Origin of the sequence: Streptacidiphilus pinicola, assembly GCF_003258295.1 — a bacterium.
GTDB classification, from domain to species: domain Bacteria; phylum Actinomycetota; class Actinomycetes; order Streptomycetales; family Streptomycetaceae; genus Streptacidiphilus; species Streptacidiphilus pinicola.
In genome coordinates this window covers 13643-30272 of record NZ_QKYN01000118.1, presented here as the reverse complement: position 1 = coordinate 30272, position 16630 = coordinate 13643, and the positions used below count along the sequence as shown (strand labels likewise).

The window sequence follows — 16630 nt, the reverse complement described above, 5'->3', positions numbered from 1 at the left end:
GATCACTCCTTCGACGGGTACGGGGCGGTGGGCTGGGGAAGGTGAACGTGCAGGTGTGAGCAGTACACAAGTCCCACGTGCTGTGCCGTCAGTCACTGATGGCATAAGCCGCGCCGCCGAGCTCACCCGGATGGCTGTACTTTTCTCCAACGATGGGCGAACGGGATGCGGCAGAAGGGTGGAGATGCGCGGTGGTTCCGGCTTTGTGAAAAGGCCGGGCGGTTGTGACACCCCGCGGCGTAGTGTCTGACCTGTGACTCAGCCCACGCCGAACCCGTTCCTGCAGCCCAGCACGCTTCCCTTCGAGCTCCCGCCGTTCGCGGAGATCGAGGAGGCCCACTACCTGCCCGCCTTCGAGGCCGGCATGGCGGAACAGCTCACCGAGATCGCCGCGATCACCGGGGACCCCGCCGCCGCGACCTTCGAGAACACCCTCGTCGCCCTGGAGCGCACCGGACAGCTGCTGCGCCGGGTGAGCCTGGTGTTCTTCAACAAGGTCTCCTCCGACTCCACGCCCGCGCTGCGGGAGCTCGACGCCGAGATCAGCCCGCGGCTGGCCGCGCACACCGACGCGATCCAGCTCGACCCGGCCCTCTTCGCCCGCATCGACGCCGTCCACGCCCGGCGCGGGGAGCTCGACCTCGACGAGGCCGACCAGCGCCTGCTGGAGCGCTGGCACACCCGCTTCGTCCGCGGCGGCGCCCGCCTCGACGAGGCCGGCCAGGCCCGGCTGCGCGAGCTCAACGCCGAGCTGGCCACCCTCGGCACCACCTTCGAGCAGAACCTCTTCGCCGCCACCCGTGCCGCCGCCCTCGTCCTGGACTCCGCCGAGGAGCTGGCCGGCCTGCCGGACGGCGCGATCGCCGCCGCCGCGGAGAACGCCCAGGCGCTGGGCCACGACGGCAAGTACGTGCTCAGCCTGAAGAGCTTCAGCAACCAGACCGAGCTCGCCTCGCTCAGCGACCCGAAGCTGCGCCTCCGCCTCCTCGACGCCTCGCTCGCCCGCGGCCTGGAGGACAACGGCCCGCTGGCCGTCACGATGGCGGAGCTGCGCGCCGAGCGCGCCCGGCTGCTCGGCTTCCCCTCGCACGCCGCCTACGAGGTCGCCGACCAGACCGCCGGCACCACCGAGGCCGTCGAGTCGATGCTCGGCCGCCTGGTCGGCCCCGCCGTCGCCAACGCCGACCGTGAGGGCGCGGCGCTGGCCGAGACCGCCGGCGTCCCCGCCGTCGCCGCGGCCGACTGGCAGTTCCTCTCGGAGCAGGTGCGCAAGGAGCGCTACGAGGTCGACGGCGCGCAGATGCGCCCCTACCTGGAGCTGGAGTCCGTGCTGCGGCGCGGCGTCTTCCACGCCGCCGGCCTGGTCTACGGCGTCACCTTCCACGAGCGCCCCGAGCTCGTGAGCTACCACCCCGACAGCCGCGTCTTCGAGGTGCGGGAGGCGGACGGCCGCCCGATCGGCCTGTTCATCGGCGACTTCTTCGCCCGGGAGTCCAAGCGCGGCGGCGCCTGGATGGATTCCGTCGTCGAGCAGTCGCACCTGCTTGGCCAGCTCCCGGTGGTCGTCAACAACCTCAACATCGCCAAGCCGCCGGCGGGCGAGCCGGCGCTGCTCAGCTGGGACGAGGTCCGCACGCTCTTCCACGAGTTCGGCCACGCGCTGCACGGGCTCTTCTCGGACGTGAAGTACCCCTCGCAGTACATGGAGGTGCCGCGCGACTTCGTCGAGTACCCCTCCCAGGTCAACGAGATGTGGCAGGAGTGGCCCGAGGTCTTCGAGAACTACGCCCGCCACCACGAGACCGGCGAGCCGATGTCCCCCGCGCTGGTCGAGCGGGTCCGTGAGGCCCAGAACTTCGGCGAGGGCTTCCGCACCGTCGAGTACCTGGCCGCGACCCTGCTGGACTGGGCCTGGCACACCACGCCCGACGGCGAGGGCGCGGGCGACGCCGAGTCCTTCGAGGCGGCCGCGCTCCAGCGCTACGGCCTGGCCCACCCGTCGATCCCGCCGCGCTACCGCACGGGCTACTTCGCCCACGTCTTCGCCGGCGGCTGGTACGCGGCGGGCTACTACGGCTACATCTGGTCCGAGGTCCTGGACGCGGACACCGTCGAGTGGTTCAAGGAGCCGGGCCGTACGATCCGCGACAACGGCGAGACCTTCCGCCGCGTCCTGCTGTCCCCCGGCGGCACGGCCGACCCGATGACGGCGTTCGCCACGTTCCGCGGCCGCGCCCCGGAGATCCAGCCCTTGCTCGAGCGCCGCGGCCTGGAGGGCTAGGCAAGTGGGGCACCATCAGGGGTGCGGCGGGCCGCGCCCCTGATGGTGCAACGGCGGGCCGATTCGATTCCTCGCGCCCCTGAGGGTTCGGGTACCGTTCCCCGGAAGCCCATCCCTTTTGCCGAGTTTCCGGAGGTTCCGACGTGCGGATCGGTGCCCTGCTTGCTGCCGCCGCACCGCCCATGCGGTTGCTCGCGGGGAGCGACGAGCTCGACCGCGTGGTGACCGGTGTGATGACCACGGACCTGCGGGACCCGAGCCGGTACCTCCACGGCGGTGAGCTCGTGCTCACCGGCATGCTGTGGCGTTACGAGGCGGAGGACTCCGAGCGCTTCGTCCGCCATCTGGCCTCCGGCGGCGCGGCCGGCCTCGCCGCCGGTGAGGCGGAGGTCGGGCCCGTGCCGCAGGACCTGATCGACGCGTGCGAGCGGCACCGCCTGCCGCTCTTCGGCGTTCCCGAGGACGTCGCCTTCGGGGCCGTCGCCGAGTACGTCAACCGGCAGGTCTCCGCCGACCGCGCGGCCGACCTGTCCGCGCTCGTCGAGCGCCACCGGATGCTCGTCTCCGCGGCCAGTGGCGCCGGCCTCGACGCCGTGCTGCAGCTGCTCGGCGGCGACGTTGACCTGGAGAGCTGGGTGCTGACGCCGACCGCGCGCCTGGTCGCGGGTCCGGTCGAGGGACTCGACGCGACCGAGCGCGAGGCGCTGGTCCGGGCGCACCTGGAGTCGCAGCGCCGCCGCAGTACGCCGGCCAGCCGCACCCGGGTGGGGGACCGTCAGTTCTCGCTGCTGCCGGTGCCCGGCGGCACCCATCTGGCGCAGTGGCTGCTGGCCGTCGAGGGCGACATCACCGACTGGACCGCCAAGCGCCGCCAGCTCGCCGAGAACCTCGCCCGCCTGGTCTCCGCCGAGCGGGTCCGCCGCGACGACAGCCGTACGCTGCGCACCCGGCTCGCCGACGAGATGATCACCCTGCTCCAGCGCGACGCCGCGCCCGACGAGCTGCTGCGCGCGCTCGAGGCCGCGCACGCGATGAGCGACGGGCCGGAGCTGCCGCTGCCGCAGACCTGGGTCGTGGTCTCCGTGGCCGGGCAGGGGCTCGCCGAGGGGGAGGCCCGCGAGGCCGTCGCCGAGGCGCTGACCGGTCTGGACGACCGGGCGCTGGTCGGTGACGACGCCGACGCGGCCGTGGTGCTGCTGCCGCAGCCGGACGGCGGGCGGACGGCGTCGGAGGTGCTGGCGGAGCTGCTCGCGCCGCTGGAGGCCGGGCTCGGGCCCGAGGGCCGGCTGACCGTCGGCGTCAGTGCGCCCGCCGACGGCGTCGGCGGCCTGCGCGGCGCGCTGGAGGAGGCCCGGCACGCCCGCCGCATCGCCGCGGCCCGGCTCGGCCGCCTCTGCGTCGCGGGCCCCGAGGAGCTCGCCTCGCACGTGCTGCTGCTGGCCGCCGTCCCGGACGAGGTGCGCCGCGCCTTCCGCTCCCGGCTGCTGGACCGCGTGGTCGCCTACGACCTCGAGCACCAGGCGGACCTGGTCCGCACGCTGGAGGCGTTCCTGCGCTACGACGGCTCCTGGACCCGCTGCGCGGCCGCGCTCCACGTCCACGTCAACACGCTGCGCTACCGCATCGGGCGGATCGAGGAGCTGACCGGCCGTGACCTCTCCCGCCTGGAGGACCGGGTGGACTTCTTCCTCGCCCTCGAACTGAGCTGATCCCGAATCGCGCCGGGTGGCCGTGACGCGGCAGGATGGATCGCATCCACCAGCGCGCACACGGATCGGACGCGAGTTGAGCAGCGATTACGCCGAGTACGTCCGCAGGACGGCCCTTCGCCTGCCGACGGTCGGCATCGACATCGGCGGTACGAAGATCGCCGCCGGGGTCGTCGACGGCGAGGGCCGGATCCTGGAGCAACTGCGCACCGAGACACCGCACAAGAGCAAGAGCCCCAAGGTCGTCGAGGACGTCATCACCGAGTTGGTGCTCGCTCTGGCCGACCGTCACGACGTGCACGCGGTCGGCATCGGCGCGGCCGGCTTCGTCGACGCCCAGCGGGCGCGGGTGCTCTTCGCCCCCCACCTGAGCTGGCGCAACGAGCCGCTGCAGGGGGCCCTCAGCGACCGGCTCAAGCTGCCGGTGATCGTCGAGAACGACGCCAACGCCGCCGCCTGGGCGGAGTGGCGCTTCGGGGCGGGCGCGGGGGAGGAGCACCTGGTCATGGTGAACCTCGGCACCGGCATCGGCGGCGCGATCGTGCGCGGCGGGCGCCTGGAGCGCGGCCGTTACGGGATGGCGGGCGAGTTCGGCCATATGACGGTGGTTCCGGGCGGCCACCGCTGCCCCTGCGGCAACCGCGGCTGCTGGGAGCAGTACTCCTCGGGCAACGCGCTGGTGCGCGAGGCGCGCGAGCTGGCGGCGGCGGAGTCGCCGATCGCGCAGCCGCTGCTGGACCGCGTCGACGGCGACGTCTCCGCGATCACCGGCCCGCTGGTCACCGAGGCCGCGCAGGACGGCGACGCCTGCGCGATGGAGCTGCTGCAGGAGATCGGCCAGTGGCTCGGCCTCGGTCTGGCCAACCTCGCGGCCGCCCTGGACCCGGGCCGCTTCGTCATCGGCGGCGGCGTCTCGGCGGCGGGCGAGCTGCTGCTGGGCCCCGCCCGGGAGGCCTACCGGCGCAACCTCACCGGCCGCGGTTTCCGGCCGGAGGCGGAGATCCTCGAGGCCCGCCTCGGCAACACGGCGGGCCTCATCGGCGCCGCCGACCTCGCGCGCGGCCGGGCGCGCCGCTTCCGGACGGTCAAGCGGGCCCGGGTCGAGCGGGCCGAGCGGCTCTCCCGCACCGGCGTGGGCCGGCGCCGCACCCAGTGGTGGACCCCGCTCGAGCACTGACAGTGTACAAACGGCTACGCATTCGGACCGCTCGGGCCGCATTTATGGCCCGAGCTGAATGTTGAAAAAGCGACTAGTCTGCTCGTGCGTATATTCATCTTGACATGCAACAGTGGATCATGAGAGAAAAAGGATGTACGGGGAGTTCGCGGAACGCGGCTCCCGCCAATCGGGCGAATCGGGGGATGAGCCTACATGCAGTCCGTTCCATGGCCGGTGAACAGTCCTGTTCCGATGAATGGCCGGTTCTGACTCCTATCTGATGCCCTCTTCGGGGATATCCGACCATCCACGCGTCGGATTTATTGGCATGCCCGCATCAGGTTGTGGTGAATTTCCTTTTCTGTCCCGCGGCTGTGCACTTGAACGCGAGGGGAATTTCTTCCAGTGCCGGAAATGATATGTGAATTGTGGGACCGGGCGGTGCGGAGATCCTCCGGGAACATCGCCATCCAGGCCGAGGGGGAGTCCCTCTCGTATGCGGAGGTGGACGAGCAGGCGAACCGGCTCGCGCGCATGCTGGTCGCTCAGGGTGCCGGCCCGGAGCGTCTGGTCGCGCTGGCGCTGCCCCGGTCCAGCCGCATGGTGGTCAGCCTGCTGGCCGTCGCCAAGACCGGTGCCGCCTTCCTGCCGGTCGACGTCGACTACCCGGCCGAGCGCCTCTCCTACCTCCTGAAGGACGCGGCGCCTGTGCTGTTGTGCACGACGCGGGTCGCCGCCGCGAAGCTGCCGGCGGACCTGACGGTCCCGCACGTGGCCCTGGACTCCGCCAAGCAGATCGCCGTCCTCGGTGCGTTGCCCGGTACGAGCCTGTCGGACGAGGAGCTCACCGGCCCCCGGTCCGCGTCCGACCTCGCCTACGTCATCTACACCTCCGGCTCGACCGGACGGCCCAAGGGCGTGGCGGTCACCCACGCCGGACTGGCGGGACTGGCCGCGGCCAAGGTCGATGCCATGCGGGTCGACGCGGACAGCCGGGTGCTGCAGTTCGCCTCCCCAAGCTTCGACGCCTTCCTGACGGAGCTGCTGGCCGCCTTCACCGCCGGGGCCACCCTGGTGGTGCCGTCCGCGGGAACCCTGGCCGGCGACAACCTCCGGACCACGCTGCGGGAGCACCGGATCACCCATGCGGTGCTCCCTCCCGCGGCGGTGGCCACGGTCGCGCCGGAGGACTTCCCCGAGCTGCGCACGTTGGTCGTCGCGGGCGAGGCCTGTCCGCCGGCGCTGGTGGACCGTTGGGGTGCGGGGTTGCGGCTGATCAACGCCTACGGCCCCACCGAGGCGACGGTGTGCGCCACGATGACCGACCCGCTCCAGCCGGGCGAGGACGTGTCCATCGGCCGTCCGATCCCCGGCGTCTCGGTGCACATCCTGGACGGCGAGCTCCGTCCGGTGCCCGTCGGCGAGGTCGGTGACCTGTACATCGGCGGGGACGGGCTGGCCCGCGGCTACCTGGGGCAGCCCGCTCTCACCGCGGAGCGTTTCGTCGCCGACCCGTTCGCGGGCGCGGGCGGCCGGATGTTCCGGACCGGCGACCTGGCCTCGTGGCGGGCCGACGGCAGCATCCTGTTCCACGGTCGCGGCGACGACCAGGTCAAGCTGCGCGGCTTCCGGATCGAGCTGGGCGAGGTGGAGGCGGCACTCGGCCGCCATCCGGGCGTGGCCCACGCGGTCGCCGCGGTGCGCGCCGACCACGGCGAGACGCCGCAGCTGGTGGCCTACGTGGTGCCCGCGGACGGCGGCCGGCCGTCGCCCGGTGAACTGCGCGAGCACACGATGCGCTACCTGCCCGACTTCATGGTCCCGTCGGTCTACGCGACCCTGGACGCCCTTCCGCTCACCCCCAACGGCAAGGTCGACCGGAAGGGCCTCCCCGCCCCTTCCGTGGCCGAGCAGCCGAATGGCCGGGAGCCGAGCACCCCCGCGGAGAAGGCGCTCTGCGAGATCTTCAGGGAGCTCTTCCCGGCCGAGCGGATCAGCGCCGAGAGCAACTTCTTCGAACTCGGCGGCACGAGCATCCTCGCGATCGCCTTCATCCAGCAGGCCCAGGAGGCCGGGCTGGAGATTTCCCCCCGTGACGTGGTCGAGAACCCGACCATCGAGGCGCTCGCCGCGTGTGCGTCGGGCAAGGAGTGAGTGATGACCAAGCGACCCGTCGTCAGCCCTGACGAGATCGACGCCATCGACCTCGCGTCGCCGCACCTGCACGCCGAGCGCGAGCTCGACGAGGTCTGGCGCCACCTGCGGGCCGAGAAGCCGGTCTACTGGCACACGCCGCGGGAGAACCGTCCGGGCTTCTGGGTGATCAGCCGTCACGAGGACGCCAACGCCGTCTACAAGGACAAGGCGCACTTCACCACCGAGAACGGTAACGCGCTGGCCACCCTGCTCACCGGCGGCGACTCGGCATCCGGAACGATGCTGGCCGTCACCGACGGCGTGCGGCACCACCAGATCCGCAACGTCCTGTCGAAGGGTTTCTCGGCGCGGACCCTGGACCACATCGCGCACTCGCTGCAGCAGACGGTGGACCGGCTGCTCCTTGAGGCCCTGGACAAGGGCGACTGCGACGCCGCCGCGGACGTCTCCGCGAGCGTCCCGCTGGGCGCCATCTGCGACCTGCTGGAGGTCCCCGAGGCGGACCGCAGGTTCCTGCTCAGCCAGACCGCCCACGCCTGGAGCTCCGACTACGCCGACGCGCCGCCGGAGGACAACTGGGTGGCGAAGAACGAGATCCTGCTGTACTTCAGCAAGTTGGCCAAGGAGCGGCGCGGCAGCGAGGGCGACGACATGGTCAGCCTGCTCGCGAACTGCCGGATCGACGGCATCCCGCTCAACCAGGTCGAGCTGATGGCCAACTGCTACGGCCTCATGATCGGTGGGGACGAGACCGGTCGGCACGCGATCACCGGGGCCGTTCTGGCGCTGATCGAGAACCCCGACCAGTGGCGCGCACTCAAGAACGGCGACGTCGACCTGAAGACCGCCACCGAGGAGGTGCTGCGCTGGACGGTCCCGTCGCTGCACGGCGGCAGGACCGCGACCGGCGACGTCGTCGTCAACGGCCAGGAGATCAAGGCCGGTGACGTGGTGAGCGTGTGGATCTCCTCGGCCAACCGGGACGAGACCGTCTTCGACCGCCCCGACGAGTTCGACCTCTCCCGCACGCCCAACAAGCACTTCACCTTCGCCCACGGTGCCCACCACTGCCTGGGGCACCACCTGGGCCGGATGGAGGTCTACGCGGTGCTCGACGGCCTGCGCCGGCTGGTCGGCGATCTGGAGCAGATCGGCGAGGAGAAGTGGATCTACTCGAGCATCCTGCACGGCATGAGTTCGCTGCCGGTGCGGTTCACGGCCTGATCGGCGTCAGCACCGCAGGTCACAGCCGTTCAGGGAGGAACGAACATGAACGCATTCGAGGACGAGAGCCGCAGCTTCCTGGCGCTGCGCAACGAACGGGGCCAGTACTCGCTCTGGCCCTCCGGCGCCGAGGTGCCGGACGGTTGGCGGATCGTCACGGGGCCCGAGGACCGGGCCGCCTGCCTGGCCCGCATCGAGGCCGACTGGCCGGCCGCCTCCGCGCCGGTCGCGGCGCGATGACCGCGACGACGGGGGCGGAGGTCCGGAGCAGCCGATCGGCGGGCGTGGCGGTGGTCACGGGAGCCGGGCGCGGGATCGGCGCCGCCACCGCAAGGCGGCTGAGCGCCGCGGGTCTGTCGGTGGCCGTGGTCGACCGCACCGAGCTCGACACCGCCGAGACCGTCGCGGCGGTGACCGCCGCCGGTGGCACGGCCGTGGGTGTGGGCTGCGACGTGGCCCTCGCCGACGAGGTCGACGCCGCGGTCCGGCGCGTCAACGAGGTCCTGGGCCCCGTGGATGTGCTGGTGAACTGCGCCGGAGTCACCCGCGACCGGCTGCTGCTCACCATGGGCGACGACGACTGGGACACCGTGATGGACGTCAACTTCGGCGGGACCGTGCACTGGTGCCGCGCCGTAGCCGGGCAGATGAAGCAGGGCGGTGGCGGACGCATCGTCAACTTCAGTTCCGTGGCGGCGGACGGGAATGCGGGCCAGGCCAACTACGCCGCCGCGAAGGCGGCCGTCTCCGGCTTCACCCGCACCCTGGCCGCCGAACTCGGGCCGTACGGGGTGACCGTCAACGCCGTCGCCCCGGGCTTCGTGGCGACGCCCATGGTGGACGAACTCGCGGAGCGGCTGGGCGCGGACCGGGAGGCCTTCCTGGCCGAGGCGGCGACGCGCTCGGCCCTCGGGCGGGTCGGCGCCGCCGAGGAGATCGGCGAGGTGGTCGCCTTCCTCGCCGGCTCCGCGTCGGGCTACGTGACCGGCCAGACCCTGGTCGTGGACGGAGGCCGGCCATGACCCGGGTGGCCGTCGTGGTGGGCGCGCACCACGCTCCCGGCGCCGCCTGCGCGCGCCGACTGCTGGAACGCGGCCTGGACGTGGCGCTGATCGGCGAGGACCGCGGAGACGGCATGCACCCGGGGGAGCTCCTGGACGGGCTTCCGCAGACCGCGGGTCGTTGCGCCGTCTTCCCCGCGGACCCGGCGGACAGTGCCTCGTTCGCGACCGCGCTGGGACGGGTCCGGTCGACGTTCGGCCGGACGGGAGTCCTGGTGACCTGTGTCGGCGCCGGACCGGATGCGGCGTCCGCCTCGGGCGACGCGGGTCCCGGCGCGACCCGGGCGGCGCTGCGCACGCTCTTCGTGGCCGGTCGGACGGCCGCCGGGGACATGGTGGGCGGCCGATGGGGTCGCATCGTCAACGTCGTGGCGCCCGTGGTGACGGGTGAGGACGCCTGGCGCGAGGCGCAGGCCGTCCTGGCCGGCGTCACCGCGTTCACCCGGTCCGTGGCCCTGGAGCTGGCGCCGTTCGGCATCACCGTGAACTGCGTCGCCCCGGCGGCCCTGTCGCCGCACGAGCGACCGTCGGTCGGACCGGCGGCGCCGCACGGCTCGGGCGTCCCGTACCCGCAGGCAGCGGCCGATCTGACGGAGCACCTGGTCTCGGACGCGGCGGCCGCCGTTACGGGCCAGCAGGGCTACGTCACGGGCCGACTCTTCGCTGCCGCGCCGCGAGCGCCGCACGCGACTTCAGACAGAGGCACAGGAGTGGGGAAACGATGACGAGGGACCAACATGAGCCGGGCGTGGAGGCGCCCGGGCACTACGCCGCCCGGATCCTCGACCGCCTGGTCGGGGATCCGCGTCCGGTGGTGTACTGGCGCGACACCGTCATCTCGACGGTCGACCTGCGTGACGCGGTCCTGCGGGTCGCGGCGGCGCTGCGCGGACTCGGCGCCGGCCAGGGGACCACAGTGGCGGTCCTTACCGAGGTGAACAGCCCGTGGATGCTCGTGGTCCGGTACGCGGTGCACCTGCTCGGGGCGACGGTCGTGTACGTGTCGGGAGCCAACCACGGCACGACCACGCACGGCCTCTCCACCGAGACCCGCGCCCGGATGCTCGGCGAGTGCGGGGCGACCGTGCTCGTCCACGACGAGCCAGAGCGCGAGGAGGCCGAGCGGGTCCACGCGGTGCTGGCCGAACCGGTCGGTCTGTGCGGGCTCGGCGAGCCCGTCTCCGGTGAGGTGACCGCGGCCGGAGAGCCGGTGTCCGCTCCGCTCACGGAGTTCATCCTCGAACGGCCCGGCCATGCCATGGTGATCTACACCAGCGGCAGCACCGGTCGCCCGAAGGGCGTCCGCAAGCCCTTCGCCGCGTGGAACAACGTGGTGATGGCGGAGTCCGGGGAACAGCCCAAGAACTTCCTGGCCGTCAGCGCGGTCAGTCACACCGGCGGACTGCTGGTGGACGTCGCCGTCGCCTCGGGCGGTAGCGTGCTCCTGCGCAGCGGCTTCGACCCGGCGGCCTTCCTGCGGGACATCGAGCTGCACCGCATCACCGACACCCTGATCGGCGTGCCCCAGTTCTACGAACTGGTCAACCACCCGGATGTGCGCCGCACCGACCTGACCTCGCTGCGCCGCCTGCTCTACGTGGGGTGTCCGGCCTCGCCGGAGCTGATCAAGGAAGCGGTCCAGGTCTTCCCCGGCGTGCTGAACCATTCCTACGGCACCACGGAGACCGGCCGGATCGCGATGCTCACGGCCGCCGACCACGACGTGCCGGAGCTGCTGGCCACGGTCGGCCGGCCGATGCCGAACCTCGAGGTGGTCATCCTCGACCCGGACACCGGGCGGGAACTGCCCACCGGGGAGACCGGCGAGGTCGTGGTGCGCAGTCCGCTCAGCATGGACGGCTACGTCGCGGACCCGGAGCTGACCGAGAAGGTCCTGCGCGACGGATGGGTGCACACGCGGGACTACGGGAGCCTGGACGAGCACGGCTATCTGCGCCTGTTCGGGCGGATGAACGACATGGTCAAGGTGCACGACACGAAGGTGCACCCCAGCGAGGTCGAGAAGGTGCTGGTGGGCCACCGGGGCGTGGTCGACGCCTACGTGTACCCGCACCGCAGGGCGAACCTCGTCGAGGAACTCCACGCCGCCGTAGTGCTGCGCGCCGACGAGACGCCGGACTTCGCCGCCCTGCGCGAGCACGTCGCGGGCCACATGACCCCGACGCACGCGCCGACCCGGTTCGTGCGCTGGCAGGAGTTCCCGGTGAACAGCAACGGGAAGGTCGACCGGCGGTCCGTCCGCGAGCGCAGCCTGAACGCCGACGAGAGGGACGGAGAGGCAATTGTCCGCGATCACCGCTAACTACGAGACCTTGATCCGGAAGATCCGCGGGTCCGCCCCGGGTCGGGAGAAGCAGGTGCGCTTCTTCTGTCTGCTCTGCGGACTGGAGTTCACCGAACCGGCCTTCAACCGGTGTACCACGTGCAACGGCGCGCTGGACGCGTTCTACGACCTCGACCAGGTCGACATCCCGACGAGCCGTCAGGGTGCGGACCCGCTGCAGCACTACTTCGACCTGCTGCCCGTGCGTGAGCGCGAGTCGCTCCGCTGGGTCGGCGAGGGCAACACGCCCTGCTTCGAGGTGTCCGAGCTCGCCGCGCAGGTCGGCGTCGGTCGGCTGTTCTTCAAGGACGAGTCGGCCAACCCGTCCCGCTCGACCAAGGACCGGGTCGCCTCGGTGGGCCTGTCCCGCTTCGGTGAGCTGGGCATCCGGGAGCTGGTGCTGTCGTCGACCGGCAACACCTCCACGGCCTACGCACGGGCCGCCGGTCTGCTCCCCGGCTTCCGGCTGCACGTCTTCGTCGGCCGGGACTTCGTCAACCGGCTCAACTACGCCGACCACCCCAACATCACCACGCACGTGGTGGACGGCGAGTTCGTCGCCGCGGGGCAGGTGGGCGAGCGGTTCGCCCGCGAACACGGCCACACCTGGGAGGGCGGCTTCTTCAACCTCTCCCGTCGCGAGGGCCTCAAGCTGGCCTACCTCGAGGCCTTCGACGCGATGCCCGTCGAACCGGACTTCGTCTTCCAGGCCGTCAGCAGCGGGATGGGACTGCTCGGGGCGTTCAAGGGCGCGGTGGAGTACCGCGAACTGGGCCGGCTGAGCAGGCTGCCGGCCTTCATGGCGGTCCAGCAGGCGAGCTGCGCCCCCATGGCCCGGGCCTGGCAGGACGGCGCCGAGCAGATCGCACCCCACCATGTGGTCCGCGATCCGAAGGGGCTGGCCTACGCCATCCTGCGGGGCAATCCGACCGGCACCTACCCGTACATCCGGGACCTCTGCCTGCAGAGCGGCGGGCAGATCCTGTCCGCCGACGAGGACCGGATCCGGCGTGCCCAGCAGCTGCTCGCGGACTCGGTGGGTGTCCGGATCTGCTTCGCGAGCGCCACCGCCCTCGCGGGCGTCATGCGGGCGGCGGAGACCGGCGCGTTGTCCGAGGACTCCGTGGTGCTGGTCAATCTGACCGGCGGCGACCGGCCGGTCGCCCAGACACCGAACGTGACCACGACCTGGACCGTCGAGGAAGGTGCGCGCTGATGACCCAGCCCTGTGTGGTGATCGTGGGAGGCGGGGTCCTCGGGGCGTCGATCGCCTCCGCGCTCGCGTCGCGGTCCGTCCGCCCGATCCTGCTGGACGCCGCCGAGCCCGGCCAGGCTGCCAGCGCCGCGACCTTCGCCTGGGTCAACGCCCAGAAGAAGTCACCGGAGTCGTACTTCCGGCTCAACCACGAGGGGATCGGCGAGTACCACCGACTCGCGGAGGCCGGCGTCGGCAAGGAGTGGTTCCACGCCGTCGGCAACGTGGAGGTCGCCACGGACGCCGAGTCGTCCGCGGCACTCGACGGTCTGGTCGAGGGCCTGGTTGCGCGCGGCTACGCGGCGGAGCGGATCACCGCGCGGCGGGCCGCGGAGCTGGAGCCGTTCATCGACCCCGACCGGGTCCTCGACGCGGCCTGGTTCCCGGCCGAGGGCTGGGTGGACACCGAGCAGATGGTCGCCGGGATGCTGGAGCACGCGGTATCGGCCGGGGCCACGGTCCGTCCGCACACCGGTGTCACCCGCTTCGAGACGGCCGGGGCGCGCACCAGGGTGGTCCTCGAGAGCGGCGACGAGATCCTGGCCGACGAGGTCGTCTGCGCCGCGGGCGCGGCCACCCAGGGCCTGCTGGCGGCCTCCGGGGTGGAGGTCCCGCTGGTCAGCGAGGCGGACACACGGCTGCGCGCCCCCGGTGACGAGCGCTACACCGCCATCGGCGGACTGGCCGACACCGCACCGCTGCGGCGGCCGTTGCGCCGGGTGCTGCACACTCCGGACATGGGACTGCGGCCGACCGCGTCGGGCCGTGTCGTCATGGGTGGTGACGGAGCCGGCTCCCGGGTCCCGCGCACGGACGCCGGCGTCTTCGGCCTCGGGCCGATGCTGCTGGAGCGCGCCCGGAAGACCTTCCCCGTCCTCGACGGGGTCCCGGTCGAGCGGGTGCGGGTGGGGGTCAGGCCGATGCCGGCGGACGGTCGGACCGTCGCGGGTTTCACCGACGCCGTTCCCGGGCTCTACACGGTGGTGACCCACAGCGGCGTCACCCTCGCCCCGTACCTCGCCCGACTGGTCGTGGACGAGCTGATGGGCGATCAGACGCGGTCGGAGCTGGCCGACTTCCGGCCCGGCCGGTTCGCCCATCCCGGCGCGTGATGACGGAACGCAGCCTGCTGGCCGTCAGCGACCTCCACGTCCGCCACCAGGAGAACCGACGGGTGGTTGAGCGGCTCGCGCCGCGGGCGCCCGGCGACTGGCTCCTGGTGGCGGGCGACGTCGGCGAGGCGGTGGCCGACGTCGAGTGGGCGCTGGGCCGGCTCGCGGGGCGGTTCGAGAAGGTCGTCTGGGTCCCGGGCAACCACGAGCTGTGGACGCCCTCGGGCGACCCGGTCCAACTGCGCGGTGACGACCGGTACCGCCTGCTCGTGGACCTGTGCCGCGGGCTCGGCGTCGTCACCCCGGAGGACCCGTATCCCGTCTGGGACGGTCCGGGTGGGCCGGTCGTCGTCGCACCGCTGTTCGTACTCTACGACTACAGCTTCCGGTCCACCGCGGCGCACGACGTCGCGCAGGCGCTGGCCGCCGCGGCGGACGCGCTGGTGGTCTCCGCGGACGAGGCCATGCTGCATCCCCACCCCTACGCCAGTCGGCAGGAGTGGTGCCGGGCGCGCCTCGCGTTCACCGAGGCGCGCCTGGAGACGGTCGACCCCACGCTGCCGACCGTGCTGGTGAACCACTTTCCGCTGGTGCGCACCCCCACCGGCCTGCTGCGGCATCCGGAGGTCGCCCTGTGGTGCGGGACGGAGGCGACGGCGGACTGGCCGCGCCGGTTCCGGGCGGCGGCCGTGGTGTACGGCCATCTGCACATGCCCGGTCTCTTCCTCGAGGACGGCGTGCCCCACTACGAGGTGTCGCTCGGCTACCCGCGGGAGTGGCGGCACCACGGCGACGGCGCACGGCTGCCGGTGTCGGTTCTCCCCGCGGCGCGCACCTCGGGGAGGCCTCGGTGATCGAAGCGCTGTTGCCGGACCGGGTCAGGTGCGCCGAGGCGTACGCCGACCCGGTGGAGACCCCGAGGCTCTTCCCCGAGGAGGAGGCCGTGATCGCGCGCGCCTCGAACCGCCGCCGCAGGGACTTCGCCACGGTCCGGGCCTGTGCCCGGGAGGCCCTGGCGGGCCTGGGGGTCCCCGCGGCGCCCATCCTGCCCGGCCGGCTGGGTGCGCCCGCCTGGCCGACCGGTGTCGTCGGCTCGATGACGCACTGCGAGGGCTACCGCGCCGCGGTCGTGGCGCGGGCGGGCGACCTGGACGGGCTCGGCATCGATGCAGAACCCCACGCACCGTTGCCCGGCCGGGAGTTGGACGTCATAGCCCGCCCGGAGGAGGGCGCGAGGCTGGACGCCCTGACCGCCCGGAGGCCCGACATCCACTGGGACCGACTGCTCTTCAGCGCGAAGGAGGCCGTGTACAAGACCTGGTTCCCCGTCACCGGCAGCTGGCTCGGCTTCGACGAGGCCTCGATCGCCATCGATCCGGACGGCGGGACGTTCCGTGCGCACCTGCTCCCGGCGGACGCGAGCGCCGTGCTGGGGCGCCCCGCGATGCTCGAGGGACGGTGGCTCGTCCACGAGGGGATCGTGCTCACGGCGATCGCCCTCGAGCCCGTGGGGGCCGCGCTGCCGGCCGGTCAGCCGGCGGCCGGGATGTCCGGCCTGGCGGAGATGCCGTCGAGCAGGCAGTCGAGGCCGAACTCGAACCGGGCCCGCTCGTCGCCCTGAGGCGCTCCCTCGCGGACGAACTTCCGGTAGACGGGGTAGTCGCCGTTGTCCAGCAGGCGGATCAGGCGTTCGCGGTTGGCATCCCTGGCGTCCTGGCTGCTGCTCCATCCCTCGGGGGTGCGCAGCCGGGTACGGGTGATCTCGTCGTGCGTCCCGGCCCGCGCGTAGGCGGTGACGGCGCCCGTGACGTCGGCGATCCGGTCCAGGTCCAGACCCAGGCGGTGGAGTGCGGCGAACAGCTGCTCGGACAACGCCAGATAGGCCGGCGTCGGCGCGAAGAGGATCCGGCCGGGGACGTCCGTCATCCAGGGATGCCGCAGCACGACCTCGCGGAACCGCAGGGCCGACGCGCGCAGGACACCCCGCCAGTCCCCGGGGAGGTCGTCGAGGAGCATCTCCCGTCGGACGTCGTCGAGCATCAGCTCGATGATCTCGTCCTTGCCGGTGACGTAGCGGTAGCAGGTCATGGCCGAGACGCCGAGCCCCTCCGCAAGCCGCCGCATGGAGACGGCGGCGAGGCCGTCGGCGTCCGCGATCCCCAGTGCCACTTCGGCGATCCGGCCGAGCGTGAGCCCGGGGCGTGGCGCGGGAGTGGGCTGGGCCATCCGCTCCCAGACGGAGAGGGGGGCGGTCGCTGCTGCGGAGTCTGCCTGCTTCGCCTTCATGCGTGCGTTCATAGGGGCAACGTTACCTCGGAATTTACAGCG

The 16630-nt window shown here is 72.3% G+C and carries 14 protein-coding genes; 13 read left to right on the top strand and 1 reads right to left on the bottom strand.

Annotation, left to right across the window (positions count from 1 at the left end):
- Positions 1 to 253: 253 nt before the first annotated feature.
- The 13 genes from DN069_RS28485 (at position 254) to DN069_RS28425 (ending at position 15923) form a co-directional block, all read left to right on the top strand.
- Entirely contained in the window at positions 254 to 2281 is a 2028-nt protein-coding gene (locus DN069_RS28485; protein WP_111505744.1) for a M3 family metallopeptidase, read from the top strand.
- 143 nt (positions 2282 to 2424) lie between these two features.
- On the top strand, positions 2425 to 3990 hold the full coding sequence (locus DN069_RS28480) for a PucR family transcriptional regulator (protein WP_111505742.1): 1566 nt from the start codon (positions 2425 to 2427) through the stop codon (positions 3988 to 3990).
- A 76-nt stretch (positions 3991 to 4066) separates the two neighbouring features.
- On the top strand, positions 4067 to 5167 hold the full coding sequence (locus tag DN069_RS28475; protein ID WP_243639838.1) for an ROK family glucokinase: 1101 nt from the start codon (positions 4067 to 4069) through the stop codon (positions 5165 to 5167).
- 423 nt (positions 5168 to 5590) lie between these two features.
- Positions 5591 to 7303: a non-ribosomal peptide synthetase gene (locus DN069_RS28470; RefSeq protein ID WP_207892295.1), complete on the top strand. Its 1713-nt coding sequence runs from the start codon at positions 5591 to 5593 to the stop codon at positions 7301 to 7303.
- A gap of 3 nt (positions 7304 to 7306) precedes the next feature.
- Positions 7307 to 8530 (top strand): cytochrome P450, encoded by a 1224-nt coding sequence (locus DN069_RS28465; protein ID WP_111505738.1) that lies wholly within the window; start codon positions 7307 to 7309, stop codon positions 8528 to 8530.
- A gap of 45 nt (positions 8531 to 8575) precedes the next feature.
- Positions 8576 to 8770, top strand: a complete 195-nt coding sequence (locus DN069_RS28460) for an MbtH family protein (RefSeq protein WP_111505736.1) — start codon at positions 8576 to 8578, stop codon at positions 8768 to 8770.
- On the top strand, positions 8767 to 9552 hold the full coding sequence (locus tag DN069_RS28455) for an SDR family oxidoreductase (RefSeq protein ID WP_111505734.1): 786 nt from the start codon (positions 8767 to 8769) through the stop codon (positions 9550 to 9552). The genes DN069_RS28460 and DN069_RS28455 overlap by 4 nt, the downstream gene beginning before the upstream one ends.
- Positions 9549 to 10316, top strand: coding sequence for an SDR family NAD(P)-dependent oxidoreductase (locus DN069_RS28450; RefSeq protein ID WP_111505732.1), 768 nt, complete (start codon positions 9549 to 9551; stop codon positions 10314 to 10316). Before DN069_RS28455 ends, DN069_RS28450 begins: the two co-directional genes overlap by 4 nt.
- Positions 10313 to 11914: a class I adenylate-forming enzyme family protein gene (locus tag DN069_RS28445; RefSeq protein WP_207892294.1), complete on the top strand. Its 1602-nt coding sequence runs from the start codon at positions 10313 to 10315 to the stop codon at positions 11912 to 11914. The genes DN069_RS28450 and DN069_RS28445 overlap by 4 nt, the downstream gene beginning before the upstream one ends.
- A complete protein-coding gene (locus DN069_RS28440) occupies positions 11895 to 13151 on the top strand; it encodes a threonine synthase (protein ID WP_111505728.1) in 1257 nt (418 codons plus the stop codon). The genes DN069_RS28445 and DN069_RS28440 overlap by 20 nt, the downstream gene beginning before the upstream one ends.
- Positions 13151 to 14302 (top strand): NAD(P)/FAD-dependent oxidoreductase, encoded by a 1152-nt coding sequence (locus tag DN069_RS28435; RefSeq protein ID WP_111505726.1) that lies wholly within the window; start codon positions 13151 to 13153, stop codon positions 14300 to 14302. The genes DN069_RS28440 and DN069_RS28435 overlap by 1 nt, the downstream gene beginning before the upstream one ends.
- Complete coding sequence (locus DN069_RS28430) at positions 14302 to 15156, top strand: metallophosphoesterase family protein (protein WP_111505724.1); 855 nt, start codon at positions 14302 to 14304, stop codon at positions 15154 to 15156. The genes DN069_RS28435 and DN069_RS28430 overlap by 1 nt, the downstream gene beginning before the upstream one ends.
- The gene (locus tag DN069_RS28425; protein WP_111505722.1) at positions 15153 to 15923 is read left to right on the top strand and encodes a 4'-phosphopantetheinyl transferase family protein; all 771 of its coding nucleotides are present in this window, start codon (positions 15153 to 15155) and stop codon (positions 15921 to 15923) included. The genes DN069_RS28430 and DN069_RS28425 overlap by 4 nt, the downstream gene beginning before the upstream one ends.
- Here DN069_RS28425 and DN069_RS28420 read toward each other — a convergent pair.
- The gene (locus DN069_RS28420) at positions 15833 to 16600 is read right to left on the bottom strand and encodes a TetR/AcrR family transcriptional regulator (protein WP_116513704.1); all 768 of its coding nucleotides are present in this window, start codon (positions 16598 to 16600) and stop codon (positions 15833 to 15835) included. The genes DN069_RS28425 and DN069_RS28420 overlap by 91 nt on opposite strands.
- Positions 16601 to 16630 lie beyond the last annotated feature (30 nt).

Coding starts and splice junctions, on each gene's coding strand:
- DN069_RS28460 (WP_111505736.1), top strand. CDS start 8,576: ATGAACGCATTCGAGGACGAGAGCCGCAGCTTCCTGGCGCTGCGCAAC.
- DN069_RS28450 (WP_111505732.1), top strand. CDS start 9,549: ATGACCCGGGTGGCCGTCGTGGTGGGCGCGCACCACGCTCCCGGCGCC.
- DN069_RS28445 (WP_207892294.1), top strand. CDS start 10,313: ATGACGAGGGACCAACATGAGCCGGGCGTGGAGGCGCCCGGGCACTAC.
- DN069_RS28435 (WP_111505726.1), top strand. CDS start 13,151: ATGACCCAGCCCTGTGTGGTGATCGTGGGAGGCGGGGTCCTCGGGGCG.
- DN069_RS28455 (WP_111505734.1), top strand. CDS start 8,767: ATGACCGCGACGACGGGGGCGGAGGTCCGGAGCAGCCGATCGGCGGGC.
- DN069_RS28465 (WP_111505738.1), top strand. CDS start 7,307: ATGACCAAGCGACCCGTCGTCAGCCCTGACGAGATCGACGCCATCGAC.
- DN069_RS28430 (WP_111505724.1), top strand. CDS start 14,302: ATGACGGAACGCAGCCTGCTGGCCGTCAGCGACCTCCACGTCCGCCAC.
- DN069_RS28420 (WP_116513704.1), bottom strand. CDS start 16,600: ATGAACGCACGCATGAAGGCGAAGCAGGCAGACTCCGCAGCAGCGACC.